The organism is Gordonia sp. w5E2 (assembly GCF_036540975.1).
Lineage (GTDB): Bacteria > Actinomycetota > Actinomycetes > Mycobacteriales > Mycobacteriaceae > Gordonia > Gordonia jacobaea.
Genome location: NZ_CP144213.1, coordinates 767,119 through 780,148, shown reverse-complemented (window position 1 = coordinate 780,148; position 13,030 = coordinate 767,119). Strand labels below are relative to the sequence as shown.

At 64.3% G+C, this 13,030-nt stretch carries 10 protein-coding genes; 3 read left to right on the top strand and 7 right to left on the bottom strand.

The window, feature by feature from the left end; all coding sequences use genetic code 11:
* Window positions 1–12: 12 nt before the first annotated feature.
* From RND64_RS03490 to RND64_RS03465, 6 genes are all read right to left on the bottom strand, one after another.
* Window positions 13–1,056 carry an adenosine deaminase family protein gene (locus RND64_RS03490; RefSeq protein ID WP_049697668.1) on the bottom strand — a complete coding sequence of 348 codons (1,044 nt, stop codon included), beginning with the start codon at window positions 1,054–1,056 and terminating at the stop codon, window positions 13–15.
* Window positions 1,057–1,112: 56 nt separating this feature from the next.
* A complete protein-coding gene (locus RND64_RS03485; protein ID WP_160318037.1) occupies window positions 1,113–2,420 on the bottom strand; it encodes an MFS transporter in 1,308 nt (435 codons plus the stop codon).
* Window positions 2,421–2,457: 37 nt separating this feature from the next.
* Entirely contained in the window at window positions 2,458–3,045 is a 588-nt protein-coding gene (locus tag RND64_RS03480) for a TetR/AcrR family transcriptional regulator (RefSeq protein WP_049697666.1), read from the bottom strand.
* 110 nt (window positions 3,046–3,155) lie between these two features.
* Window positions 3,156–4,373 carry a low temperature requirement protein A gene (locus RND64_RS03475; RefSeq protein ID WP_049698029.1) on the bottom strand — a complete coding sequence of 406 codons (1,218 nt, stop codon included), beginning with the start codon at window positions 4,371–4,373 and terminating at the stop codon, window positions 3,156–3,158.
* Between the two features lie 155 nt (window positions 4,374–4,528).
* Window positions 4,529–6,736: an ArnT family glycosyltransferase gene (locus RND64_RS03470; RefSeq protein WP_049697665.1), complete on the bottom strand. Its 2,208-nt coding sequence runs from the start codon at window positions 6,734–6,736 to the stop codon at window positions 4,529–4,531.
* 67 nt (window positions 6,737–6,803) lie between these two features.
* Window positions 6,804–8,069: a bifunctional glycosyltransferase family 2/GtrA family protein gene (locus tag RND64_RS03465; protein WP_049698028.1), complete on the bottom strand. Its 1,266-nt coding sequence runs from the start codon at window positions 8,067–8,069 to the stop codon at window positions 6,804–6,806.
* A gap of 114 nt (window positions 8,070–8,183) precedes the next feature.
* Between RND64_RS03465 and RND64_RS03460 the strand changes: the two genes are divergently transcribed.
* Complete coding sequence (locus RND64_RS03460) at window positions 8,184–10,316, top strand: RecQ family ATP-dependent DNA helicase (protein ID WP_049697664.1); 2,133 nt, start codon at window positions 8,184–8,186, stop codon at window positions 10,314–10,316.
* Window positions 10,317–10,415: 99 nt separating this feature from the next.
* Here RND64_RS03460 and RND64_RS03455 read toward each other — a convergent pair whose 3' ends face one another.
* On the bottom strand, window positions 10,416–10,841 hold the full coding sequence (locus RND64_RS03455; protein ID WP_005207423.1) for an HIT family protein: 426 nt from the start codon (window positions 10,839–10,841) through the stop codon (window positions 10,416–10,418).
* Between the two features lie 122 nt (window positions 10,842–10,963).
* On the opposite strand from RND64_RS03455, the gene RND64_RS03450 reads away from it, so the two are divergent.
* Window positions 10,964–12,091 carry a DNA adenine methylase gene (locus RND64_RS03450; protein WP_235434287.1) on the top strand — a complete coding sequence of 376 codons (1,128 nt, stop codon included), beginning with the start codon at window positions 10,964–10,966 and terminating at the stop codon, window positions 12,089–12,091.
* Between the two features lie 47 nt (window positions 12,092–12,138).
* On the top strand, window positions 12,139–12,978 hold the full coding sequence (locus tag RND64_RS03445) for a hypothetical protein (protein ID WP_005207421.1): 840 nt from the start codon (window positions 12,139–12,141) through the stop codon (window positions 12,976–12,978).
* Window positions 12,979–13,030 lie beyond the last annotated feature (52 nt).

The window sequence follows — 13,030 nt, the reverse complement described above, 5'->3', positions numbered from 1 at the left end:
GGCGCAGCGATGTCACGACACCACAATGTCGCTCGCGCTTGCATCTTCGACCACCTGCAGTTCCGCTAACGCGTCTTCCTTGACCTGCACACTGGCCCAGCTCGCCCTGACGGTATCTCGCATGATTGCGATCATGCGCTCTCTTGTAATGCGTCCGTCATTCAGCAAGCCAGCGATCAGCTTGCTGAGATGTCCACTCGCGAACTCCTCAGGATCGTCTGTATTGACGCTGACAGACAAACCCCTATCGTGCATGTCAATGAGCCGTTCGATCCTTCGCGGGCCAGGGTCCGAGGGCCGCCAAGTGGGAACAACGGTGAAATGAATATTGCGGTCACGCGCTTCGGTTAACAAGGACTCGGGAGCATCGAGAATATTCACGCCGTGGTCGATTCGCTCGACCCCGATCTCTTGGACACATTGCCGAATGTGTTCGACGGAGTTCAGTTGATCGCAGTCACAGTGCGCCGTCAGGCGCAATCCTCGGTCGCGAGCCGCGGCGAAGAACTCCGCGAACATAACCGGCGGATGCCCTGTCTCTTCCGAACAACTACCTACACCCACAACGGAACCTGGGTGACGATCAATGACCTTGAGGACGGCGATGGCGGATGCGACGCTGAGGCTCCTATTGATGCCGTAGATGTACGCGACGTCCACCCCCATGCGGGTCGCGGAGAGCGCAGACTCATGGAGCGTATCGAGCAGCTCGTCGAGATCGATTCCGTGGTCGACATAGTCCTGTAAGCACACGTGCACTTCGACGTGCCTGATGTTGTTCTCGGCACACCGCTCGACGTAGCGCCGCGCAATGAGTTCAACATCCTCGACACGCCTAATCGCCGAGAAAACGGCGTAATGGTAAGCCAGAAAATTCTGGAGTGCGGGTTCGCCGTAGTCCTGCGCGGCGCGCATGTCGTCTACCGACTCGAATGGCAGATCGATACCATTTCGCTTTGCCATCGCTATCGAATCCTCAGGGCGGACTGTCCCCTCGAGGTGCGTGTGTAGCTCAAACTTCGGAAGCACGCTAGCCCACTCATCATCGGTCAGCACGGCTGGTCCTGACCCTGACGCACCAGCATCAACGTCGGACGAGTTTGGCCGGTGCGTCATGCTGCGACCGCCTGCACCGACGCCGGCGTTTTGGTTTCTCCAACACGCCTCGCCTGCATGAGCATGACCGTCATACAGGCCAGGCTGATCGTCGCCTGTGCGATCAGGAAAAGTACAATCGGCCAGTAAGAACCGCCTGTCGCTCGGAGGAGTTGAGTACTGATCAACGGCGCGAACGCACCGCCCAACAACGCGGCAAGTGTGGAACTCACCGAAATGCCAGTCGCTCGGATCTCGCGCGGAAATCTGCTTGCCGCCAGCGACGAGTTGAGCGCGAATACCGCGTTAGCCCCCGCGTAGCAAATCGGAACGGCGAGAAGGTAGAGCGCAAGATTGCCGCTATGGACCATGGCGAACATCGGGAATGCCATGACGATGGTATACAGACATCCCACTATGGATATCGAGAGAATCCCAAATCGATCACCAAGCTTGCCATACAGCGAGAACGTGCACACACTCGCAGCGCTCAGTATTACTGACGCAAGCAGAGTCTGGGGTTGACTGAACCCGACCTGGCGGGCATATACAAGTACCAAGAACACAGAGGTGATCTGAAATCCGCCGAATCCTAACAGAAGAGCGCCGGTAGCCAGACCAACCTCACGAACTCTGCCCTCTCTGAAAATCGCCACCAGTGGCTGCTTAGAAACTTCTCCGGCATCGCGCACTTTGGTGAACTCCGGCGTCTCGCCCACCCGTAGCCTAATGACCAGAGCGACGACGGTCAGCACACCAGCGAATAAAAAGGGAATACGCCAGAGCTCTTGAAGGCCAGCGTTGGTCGCCGACAGAGCAAAAAACAGCAACGAAGCGATCATCGATCCTGCCGGCGATCCCAATTGGACGAAAGTCCCGTACAGGCCACGACGATGAGCGGGCGCATGTTCCACCGCCATCAAAGTTGCCGAACCCCATTCTCCTCCCAGCGCGATACCCTGCAGGAATCGCAGCACCACTAGCAGCACCGGAGCTGTGGCCCCGATTACCGCATACCCTGGTAGGCAGCCTATGAGAAACGTCGAAACACCCATGATCGACACGGTTGCCACAAGAGTCGTTTTTCGACCTGCGCGGTCTCCCAGCGCCCCAAAGATCATCCCGCCGATCGGACGTGCTACAAATGCAACCGCAAAGGTGGCCAGCGCTGCTGCTGTTGCTGCGAGATCATTTCCTTCGGGAAAGAAGACGGAACCGAACACCGCTGCAGCAGCTGTCCCATAGATGACGAAGTCATAGTATTCGATCGTCGTGCCCGCAAATGCTCCGATAGCGGCCCGCCGTGCTTTTCTCTGATCGTTCATAGTTTCCTCGTTGAAGTATTGGGTTCGGTTCCGAAGATCACAGGTCCCGGTCCACATCATTGAGGACGAGTTTCATCAGCCATCCGACGGTTTCGGCGACCTCGAAGCCGTCGAGGCCCGATTCTTGGCGTAGAGCTGCCCATGCCGTAACGCTGTCGAGATACGACAGGCCGGCGATAGCTCTTCGACGGATAGCGGAGTCCGCCTCGGGGTACTCGGCATCAAACAGCTGCTCCAAGCGCGTATGCAAGGCGGCTCGGAAACCTGTCCGCAAGGGCTGAAACGTTGCCGACCGCGCCATCAGCATCGCCAGCCTTGGTCGGCGCTCGTAGAGCTCGACGACGCGCGCGTAGACATCCGGTAGGTCGCGCAGCGAGGACATCTCGATCAACCCGAAGACCTCGGAATTGATGTATTCGCCCGCGGCGGCGTACAGATCCACGCGAGTCGGATAGTGCCTGTGAACTGTGCGCTCAGAAGTACCAGCCCGGGCTGCGACATCCGCCATCGACACTGCGTCGGTTTCCCGCTCTTCAACGAGGCTTACGTAGGCCTCGACGATTGCGTGAGCAGTCTGTAAACGATACTTGGCGCGAAGGTCTTTAGACTGTTCAGGAGTTGTCATGTCATGACTCTGACATTTAGTCATGACTCTGTCATGACGTCACTATTACGCCAGCATTGCCCAGTTTAAGAACATGTGATCATCGAAGGTTCTTGCGATCAAGCGCGATGTCACGACACCACTGCGTCGAGTCCCATGTCGACGAGCGCTTGCGCGCGCCGCGGTACGCGGAACGCCTCGTCGACGATCACGATGAACACCGGCGCCAACGCGACCACCACGACGGAGATCGTCAGCGACACCCCGGCGAACGCCATCCACACCCCGGCGACGAGTAGGACAGCGGCCCCGATCGCGCACAGCAGCGAGACCGGGTCGAATCTCACCAGATAGTCGTACATGCCGAGAACAGAGAGGCAGTAGATGCCCAGCGGCACCGCGACGCATGCCACGACGGCGCCCGCGCTGATCTTCGCTTCGTGCTCGGTCCACAGCGCTGCCACCTCGAGGCCCGCTCCGGTTGCCGCGGCCGACATGAAGATCACGGTGTGCCCGTAGCCCCACTGGAAGCACTTGCCCGGGTTCAGATGCAGCGCGTCGCCAACCGGGACGGTGAAATAGATCCACCACATCGCGAAGATCATGACCATCGCGGAGAGTCCGAAGACCGCAGACTCGGTCGTCCAGCCCTCCTCCTCGACCACCGCCTGCAAGATCGCGACGGTGCCGACGACACCCTCGCCGAGAGTGACGATGGTCAGCGCCGAATAACGCTCGGCGATGTGATGTGGGTGCCACGGCGTCGAAGTGAAGCGCGTCTCCGCCACGTACGGCCCGAGGTATTCGACGAACGCGCACGCCGCGATCGCGATGATCGTCGGCCACAGCGACAGATCGACGATCGCAACGATCACCCAGAGGACCTGCGCGATGAAGATCATCAAGGCATAGGTCAGGCAGGTCTTGCGGTAACGCGGACTCTGCGACGCCGCCCGCAGCCACTGCGTGACCAACCCCAGCCGCATGACCACGTACCCGATCACGACAACGCGGATGTCGACGTGCTCGTTGTTCTCGATCGAGGTGAACACCGGCGCGATTCCCAACGCGAGGATCGCGACACCGACCATCTGCACCAGCACCATGACGCGGAAGAACCAGTCGTCGGTGTCGAATGCCGAGGCGAACCAACTGAAGTTGATCCACGCCCAGATCGCGGCGAAGGTGCACAGCACGTATCCGAAGAAGGCGGTACGCCAGTGACCTTCAGCGAGGTAGTGGGCCACCTGCGTGCCTGCTACCGAGAAGATGACCACGAAGACGAGGTCGAAGAACAACTCGAGGTTGGTCGCCGAGCGTCGTTCCTCGTGCGGGTCTCTGCCCGTCATCCGACTCAGTCGATGTCCGATCGTCAATGCCACGATCAGAACCTTAACGTCGGAGGACGTCGACGTCAGGACACTCAAGCGAGACCGGACCGATCGCAACAGGTGGTTGTCGATTAGCTCCCGACTGTCGAGGTCCCGACGCCGACGCCGGGCGACTACTTCGGAGCTGTCAGGTCGTAGGTGGTCACACCATCGACCGTCTTGGCGGTGAAGTTCTGCTCCACCCACGCAGTGATCTGACTCGACGGCCGGCTGCTGTCCGAACCGCCACCGAATCCGCCACCGCCGAATCCACCGCCGCCGATGAAGTAGTGGATCTTCTTCTGCTCCACCAGCTTCTGGAACTGTGCGAGCGTCGGCGAGGGATCGGTGCCGTTGAACCCGCCGATCGGCATCACCGAGTAGCCCGATTCGAGCTGGTAGCCCGACGCGGTGTTCGAGCCGACCGCCGCGGCAACCCAGGTGTACTTCTCGGCGTCGGACTTCAACAGCGCGAGCATCTCGGCGCTGGGCTTCGACCCCATCAGCAGACCGCCACCGGGACCGCCCATTCCGCCACGCATTCCCGCGTACCCGGCGCCCGCGGCCATGCCGGGCGGCATGCCCATACCCATACCTTGACCTTGGCCTTGGCCTTGGCCTTGGCCCTGGCCGCCCATACCCGGGCCGCCGAATCCGCCCTGGCCGCCCATGCCCTGGCCGCCGAATCCGCCCTGGCCGCCTCCACGCTGTCCGCCGAATCCGGCTCCGCCGCCGCGCATTCCGCCCGGTCCGCCCCGCATTCCGGGACCGAATCCGCCCTCGACGCGCGGTCCCGCACTGATGATCGACCCCTGCTTGGCCGTGGTGATGGTGTCGACGGTGTACGCGAACGGGCCTGCGAGTGCGGCGATCACCGACATCGCGATCGCGAGCGCACCGACGTAGGCGCGCTGCGCGAACAACATTGCAGCACCCCCGACGATCCCGAGGAACAGCACCACGTAGCGCAGCCACGGCACAAAGTCCGACGACCGCGCGAGCAGCGCGAAGCCCCAGATCGCCGCGATCCACACCGCAGCGGCGAGCACACACCGGACCCACACCTTGTCGCGCGCACGCCAGGCCACCGCGGCACCACCGGCGAGCACGGCGGCGACGGCCGGCGCGAGGGCAGCGGTGTAGTAGCTGTGGAAGATGCCCGCCATGAAGCTGAACACGGCCATCGTCACGAGCAGCCACAGCCCCCACACGACGAGGTAGGCACGTCGTGTGTCGGTGCGCTTGGCCCGACCGATGATGATCAGCGCGGCGATACCGAGCACCAGTGCCGACGGGATCAGCCAGGCGATCTGACCCCCCTGCTCGGGTTGGAACATTCGCAGCAGTCCGGGTTGTCCCCACATGCCGCCGCGGCCACCGGGCGCGCCCGGTCCCGCGAAATCGGCACCCATTCCGCCGGGCCCCGCTGCCGAACCACCGTAGGAACCGCGACCCATGCCCGGCCCGACGCTGCCGGTCTCGTTGCCACTGAGGCGGCCGAAACCGTTGTAGCCCAACGTCAGTTCCATCACGGAGTTGTTCTGTGATCCACCGATCCACGGTCGCGACGACGCCGGCCACAGCGCGACGGCCAGCAGCCACCAACCCGCGCTGACGATCATCGCTCCGAGCGCGGCGAAGCAGTGCGCGAGGCGTCGGCCCCACCCGCCCGGACCGAATGCGAAGTAGGTGATCGCGAGTCCCGGCACGATCAGCATCACCTGCAGCTGCTTGGTGAGGAAGCCGAACCCGACGAACACGCCGACCAGGATCATCCACCGAAGCCGCCCTGTCTCAACGGCTTTCAGACACGCCCAGACCGCGGCGACCATCAACAGGATGAGCAGCGCCTCGGGATTGTTGAAGCGGAACATCATTGCGGCGACCGGGGTGAGCGCCAACGTCGCACCGGCGAGGATGCCCGCCCAGTGGCCGAAGTACCTGCGGGTCATCCAGTAGAGCAACGCCACCGACGCCACGCCCATCAAGGCGTTGGGCACCAGGATCGCCCACGAGTTGAGCCCGAAGATCCGCACCGACAGCGCCGGAATCCACAGCGACGCAGGCGGTTTGTCGACGGTGATCGAGTTCGCCATGTCCGACGACCCGAAGAACCATGCCTTCCACGACTGCGACCCCGCCTGGATCGCCGCGGAGTAGAACGAGTTGGCCCACCCGTTCGCCGAGAGGTTCCAGAGGTTGATCATCGTCGTCGCGATCAATAGTGCGGCAAGCGATCCGCGCTCCCAGAGCGTCGTGCGTGCCGTCGAACCGGCCGTGGTGTCGACAGGCGCGCGGCCCCGGGAATCCGGGGCCGTCGCCGATTCTGCTGTGGTGGTCATCGTCTCGATTCTTGCTCGGTAGGGCGGCTGGCAGCAGTGTGGCTGGCCTCGTGAATGCTGTGGAACGTCATTCCGCTGCCTCGGCGGTGCGTCGCAGATGGGCGCGGAACACCCACCGCAATCCGACGAAGCGAGTCGCCGTCGCGACCAGATTGGCGACGATCAGCACGACGAGTTCGACATGCTTCGACGCTTCCGGCGCGTACGCGTGCAGTCCCGCGAGTGCCCCCGCGGTGACCGCCCACCCGAACAGGAAGACGCCGAATCCGAAGAGCTGGTGTTTGAGAGCATCCTCGCGACCATGCACGCCGAAGCTGAACTTGCGGTTGGCTGCGGTGTTGAGCACCGCGGTCACGGCGAGTGCCACAAAGTTGGAGACCTGCGCACCGAGGATCGAGTGCAGGAGCAGATAAAGCACCGCATACGCGGCCGTCGACGCCACCCCGACGACGCAGAATCGGACGAGCTGGCCGACCATGCCCGGCGGAACACCTGCGATGTCGGGACCGGCCGCGCGTTCACGACCGACCGTCGAACGCAGCTCGACGATGGGCAGCCGACCACGCGCCAGCGCGTAGCCCACCCGGGCGCAGCCCTTGAGGTCGTCGACCGCCGTGGACACGATGTCGACGGTGCTGTTCGGATCGTCGACCCAATCGACCGGGATCTCGGCGATCCGCAGCCCGATGCGCTCACCGAGGACGAGTAGTTCGGTGTCGAAGAACCAGCCCGTGTCCTCGACGTAGGGCAACACCTGACGGGCGATGTCGGTGCGCATCGCCTTGAAGCCGCACTGGGCGTCGGAAAACTTGGCGCGCATCGTCGTACGAAGAATGAGATTGTATGAGCGCGAGATGAATTCGCGCTTGGTGCCGCGTACCACCCGTGAGCCGCGGGACAGTCGGGAGCCGATCGCGATGTCGGAGTGCCCGGACTCCAACGGAGCGATGAGCGGCATCAGCGCGTTGAGGTCGGTGGACAGATCAACGTCGCAGTAGGCGACGATCCGTGCGTCGCTGCGCGTCCACACCGCCTTGAGTGCCCGGCCGCGGCCCTTCTCGTCGAGGTGCACCACCCGGATGTCGCCGAGTTCGCCCGCGAGTTCCGCGGCGATCGCGACGGTGGCGTCGGTGCTCGCGTTGTCGGCAACGGTGATGCGCGCGGTGAACGGGACGTGTGTCCGCAGGTGGTCGTGGAGGCGGCGCAGGCACAAGGCGATGTCGGTCTCTTCGTTGTAGACCGGTACGACGATGTCGACTACCGGAGCGGTGACCGATGTGTCGGCGACGATCGTCACGGGTGCCGCGGCCTGCGGGAGGGCTTCTGTCGTCATGAGTACAGATTCGGGTGCCAAACTGCAGCAACTCTGCGTCGAACCTGCCAGCTTCCTGTGAGCGTCTGGCCTGCGAAAAGGTCATCGTCGGTGGCCATCACTAGATTGGCGGGCATGACGGCAACACCGGTAGGACTGTCCGACGACGATCAGGCGGTCGCCGACGCGGTGATCACCAGCCTCGCGGGCGACGGCGCGCGCCTGCGCGACGACCAGCTCAGCGCGGTGGCGGGGCTGGTGGGGAGTTCGGGGAGCGAGGCGAGCGGGCCGAGAGTGCTCGTGGTGCAGGCGACGGGGTGGGGAAAGTCGGCGGTGTACTGGACTGCGACGGCGATCCTGCGGTCTCATCGGCGGGGTCCGACGTTGATCGTGTCGCCGCTGTTGTCGCTGATGCGCGATCAGGTGTCGGCAGCCGAGCGTGCCGGACTGCGGGCGGCGACGCTCAATTCGTCGAACGTCGACGACTGGTCGGCAATCGAGACGTCGTTGCGTTCCGGCGAACTCGACGTCCTGCTCGTCTCCCCAGAACGTCTCGCGAATCCGGGATTCGGCAGGCGCGTGCTCGACGCGTTGTCGGGCGAGCTGGGCCTGCTCGTCATCGACGAGGCGCACGCGATCTCCGATTGGGGTCACGATTTTCGGCCCGACTACCGCCGGGTCTCCGACGTCCTGCAGTCGCTCAATCCCCAGACTCCTGTTCTCGCAACCACGGCCACGGCGAACAGTCGGGTCACCGACGACGTCGCCGCGCAACTCAGCGCAGGCGGCGAGCAGTCCGAGACCTTGGTGCTGCGCGGTCCACTTGCTCGAAAGTCGTTGCACCTGAACGTGATCGACGGGCTGTCGCCGATCGGACGGTACGGATGGGTCGCACAGCACCTGCCAGAACTCCCCGGATCAGGCATCGTGTACGTGCTCACCGTCGCCGACGCCGAACGCCTCGTCGACGCGATTCGCGCGATACACGGCGATTCGCTGGCCGTCGAGGCGTACACCGGGCAGCTCGACGCAGACCGCAGGCACCATCTCGAAGATGCCCTGCTGCGCAACGAGGTCAAGGCGCTCGTTGCGACGTCTGCGCTCGGAATGGGTTATGACAAGCCAGATCTCGGGTTTGTGGTACACGTCGGATCGCCGCCGTCGCCGGTGTCGTACTACCAGCAGGTCGGGCGTGCGGGCCGCGCACTCGACGACGCCGTCGTGATGCTGTTGGCGTCGGCCACCGACAACTCGGTGTGGGACTACTTCGCGACCGCCACCATCCCTGATCCGGTGAAGATGGAGTCGGTGCTCTCGGCATTGCGCGAGGCCGACGAGCCGATGTCGGTGCCCGCGCTGGAGGCGGCGACCGGGCAGCGTCGAGGTCGAATCGAGTTGATGCTCAAGCAGCTTGCGGTCGACGGGGCCACCGAACGTGGGCCGGACGGATGGTCGGCGACGGGTACGCCGTGGACGTTCGACGCCGCCCACTATGACGGGGTCGTCGCGGTGCGGCGCCGCGAAGCCGACATCATGCGCAGCTACATCGCAGGCCGTCAATGCCTGATGCAGTTGCTCACCGAATCGCTCGACGATCCGCAGGCGCAGCCGTGCGGGCGTTGTTCGGTGTGCACGGGAGCTCTGACCGCACCGCTGACCGCCGACGTCGATCCCGCCGTCGTACGCACGATCACCGGCAACCTTCGACGTTCCGCGCAGATTCTCGAACCACGAAAGATGTGGCCGGGCGGCGATTTCGGGCGCCGCGGCCGCATCGCCGCCGACCTCGCCGCCGAACCGGGAAGAGTGCTGGCACACGCCGACGCCCCGGAGTGGACCGACCTCCTCAGTGCCGCTCGCGCCGACGATCAGCAGGCGCTTGCCGACCTCGGCGATGCTGCGGTGGCGACACTGTCGTCGTGGGTGCGGCAGTCGGGCGTGCGCCCCGACATCATCATGTCGCTGCGCCTGACCGGCACCAACCTGGCCGATCAGCTCGCCGAACACTTACGCGTCGTCGGCAAGCGGCCGGGCGGACATCTACCGGTGCGGCAGGGCAACCCGCCCGATCGCGACGCACCCGGCGCCGTCGAGGCCGCGTATTGGCGCGACCATCTGGGCGAGCCGCCCCCGGAGGTCGCGGGTCAGAACGTGCTGCTCGTCGTCGACGAGTCGCGGTCGGGGTGGGCGATCACACTCGCCGCCGCCGCACTGCGCGAGGCAGGCGCCACCGCGGTGATGCCGCTGCTGATTCACCGGAGCGTCTGACCGCCCGGGCCGCTCGACGACTGGGCACTGCAGATTGTCGACTGTGCGCTCGAGACTGCCGACTGGGCGCTCCAGCGCGTCGACTGTGCGGCGCGACGCTCAGTCTGCGACGTACTCGCCGTACCCGGTTGCCCGGAGCGCGGCGCGGATCTTCTCGGCGTCGGCGTCGAGTTCCTCAGGCGTGATGTCTTTGCGGGCCTTGCTGAGGTCGAACGTCTCCATGCTCTTGGCGGGGAAGACGTGCAGGTGCACGTGCGGTATCTCGAGTCCGGCGATGAGCAGACCCATGCGCGGAGCGTCGAACGCGGCTTTGACGGCACGGCCGACCTGCTGCGCGACGTCGGCGAGATGGGTGAACGATGCCGTGTCCATCTGCTCCCAGTGATCGACCTCCTTGCGCGGCACGACCAGGACGTGGCCCTCGGTCACCGGCTCGATGGTGAGGAATGCGACCGCCTGGCCGTCCTTCCACACGAATCGACCGGGCAGTTCTCCGTTGATGATCTTGGTGAATACCGATGCCATGAGGACATTCTATGGCGGTCGGGCGGCAATACTGCGGGTGTTGTGGGCAATCCCGGCGACGTTGTCGGCGATCGAGTCGTGTTGCCTGCGATCTTGTCGGTGGGCCGTGACATTCTTTTCCTGTGAGTCGTCGAGAGTTCACCGACGCCGCGCCCCCGACGCAGTCCGTAACGCCGTCCGGGACGCGGCCGGTCGGTTCCGCAGAGGTGGTGGCACGCGCCCAGCGCTTCCCCCGGTTGCGGTACATGGGCTCCAAGTACCGGCTCCTCCCCCACCTCGAGCGGACGTTCGCCGAGATCGGCGGAACCACCGCGGTCGACGCGTTCTCCGGGTCGGGGGTCGTGTCGTATCTGCTCAAGGCGCAGGGGTTCTCCGTTGCGAGCAACGACTTTCTGAACTTTCCGAGCATCATCGCCCGCGCGACGGTCGCCAATTCTTCGGTGCGTCTCGAGCCCGAGTTGATCGACGAGATCTGCGGCCCACCCCTCGACGACCGCGACTTCATCCGCAGCACGTTCGACGGCCTCTACTTCGACGCCGCCGACCGCGCCTTCCTCGATTCCGCGTGGTCACACATCGCGCGGCTGCGTGGGTACCGCCGCGACCTTGCCATCTCCGCCCTCGTCCTCTCGGCAGCACGTAAGCAGCCACGCGGCGTCTTCACGTTCACCGACGCCACCCGCTACGCCGACGGCCGGCGCGATCTGCGCATGTCGCTACGCGATCACTTCCGGCTGCGCGCGGCGTCGGAATACAACTCGACTGTCTTCAGCAACGGCCGCAAGCATCGCAGCAGTTGCGATGACGTCTTCGACCTCGACGTCACACCGCTGTTCGACGCCGCTCCCGACCTCGTCTATCTCGATCCTCCCTACGCACCGCCCACCGACGACAACGACTACATCAAGCGCTACCACTTCCTCGAGGGCCTCTCGGTCTACTGGGAGGGCATGAGCATCATGGAGAACACCAAGACCAAGAAGCTGCCGAAGCGGTTCACCCCGTTCGCCTACAAACGGACCATCGACGACGCCCTGGTCCGCACGTTCGAGCACTTCGAGGACGCGGGCGCGATCGTGCTGTCCTATTCGTCGAACGCCCTGCCCGGCGCGGACCGCATCGTTGACCTGCTTGGCAAGGTCAAGCCGTCGGTCGAGGTCATCGCGATCGACCACAAGTACAGCTTCGGCACCCACGCCGCCGCGACCCGTCGCGACGTGAGCGAGTACCTGTTCATCGGCCGAGACTGAACATCGTTGAAATACAACATCTTTGAGACACACAGGGATCGACGACGATGAGTGACGCGGGAGAGTTCGACGACTATCTGTCGACGCTGGGCCGGCTGACCGCACACGTCGACCCGACAGCGTCGACCCCCGATGCGGAAAAAATCGTCGACGCCGTCGAGACACTGACCGAGGTACTCGACACCGACCTCACTGGGCTCGCCGTCTGGGCGCGCGATCACGCCGACGAGGACAGCATTCTGCGGCTGGCCGTCGGCCTCTCGCAAGAGAAGTTGCGCAACAACCTGCGGCACGAGTTCGGGACGTCGTCGTGGCAAAAGGTTGCGCGCACACAGCCATACGAGCTGGTCAGTTGGATGGACCGGGAGTTCGACCTGGTCCGGATGCTGCGAGTACAGATGGCACGGACGTACACGTTTGCCGACATCCTCGTGGCGCGATCGGGAACGCGCGCAACGGCCACCCGCGCGGGAGCGTCGGGGCGACACATCGAAGACGAGATCGAGGCCATCGCCCGCGATCTCGGACTCCCCTACGTGACCCGCTCCCGATTCTCCGGACGAGGCGGGCGCGATGCCCCCGCCGATCTCATCGTCGGACACGAGGGAGCTGCCGACATCGTCGTCGCCGCAAAGGGTTTCGACTCAACCGGCAGCAAGCTGACCGACGCCGTGCGCGAGATCGAGGAGATGGCCGAGGTCCGGCTTCCGCGCCAGGTGGTCCTGGCGGTCATCGACGGAATCGGCTGGAAGTCGAGGCAGTCCGACCTCCGCCGCATCCACCAACTATGGGCCGACCGCCAGATCGACGGGATGTACACGCTCGCAACGCTCGACACATTCCGCGACGACCTCGCCGAGTTCGCGCGGCTGCACCGGCTGGTCTGACGCACAGTCGACGGTCCCGAGCGCCCAGTCGACGGTCCCGAGCGCACGGTCG

Coding starts and splice junctions, on each gene's coding strand:
- RND64_RS03485 (WP_160318037.1), bottom strand. CDS start 2,420: ATGAACGATCAGAGAAAAGCACGGCGGGCCGCTATCGGAGCATTTGCG.
- RND64_RS03480 (WP_049697666.1), bottom strand. CDS start 3,045: ATGACAACTCCTGAACAGTCTAAAGACCTTCGCGCCAAGTATCGTTTA.
- RND64_RS03475 (WP_049698029.1), bottom strand. CDS start 4,373: ATGACGGGCAGAGACCCGCACGAGGAACGACGCTCGGCGACCAACCTC.
- RND64_RS03470 (WP_049697665.1), bottom strand. CDS start 6,736: ATGACCACCACAGCAGAATCGGCGACGGCCCCGGATTCCCGGGGCCGC.
- RND64_RS03465 (WP_049698028.1), bottom strand. CDS start 8,069: ATGACGACAGAAGCCCTCCCGCAGGCCGCGGCACCCGTGACGATCGTC.
- RND64_RS03460 (WP_049697664.1), top strand. CDS start 8,184: ATGACGGCAACACCGGTAGGACTGTCCGACGACGATCAGGCGGTCGCC.
- RND64_RS03455 (WP_005207423.1), bottom strand. CDS start 10,841: ATGGCATCGGTATTCACCAAGATCATCAACGGAGAACTGCCCGGTCGA.
- RND64_RS03445 (WP_005207421.1), top strand. CDS start 12,139: ATGAGTGACGCGGGAGAGTTCGACGACTATCTGTCGACGCTGGGCCGG.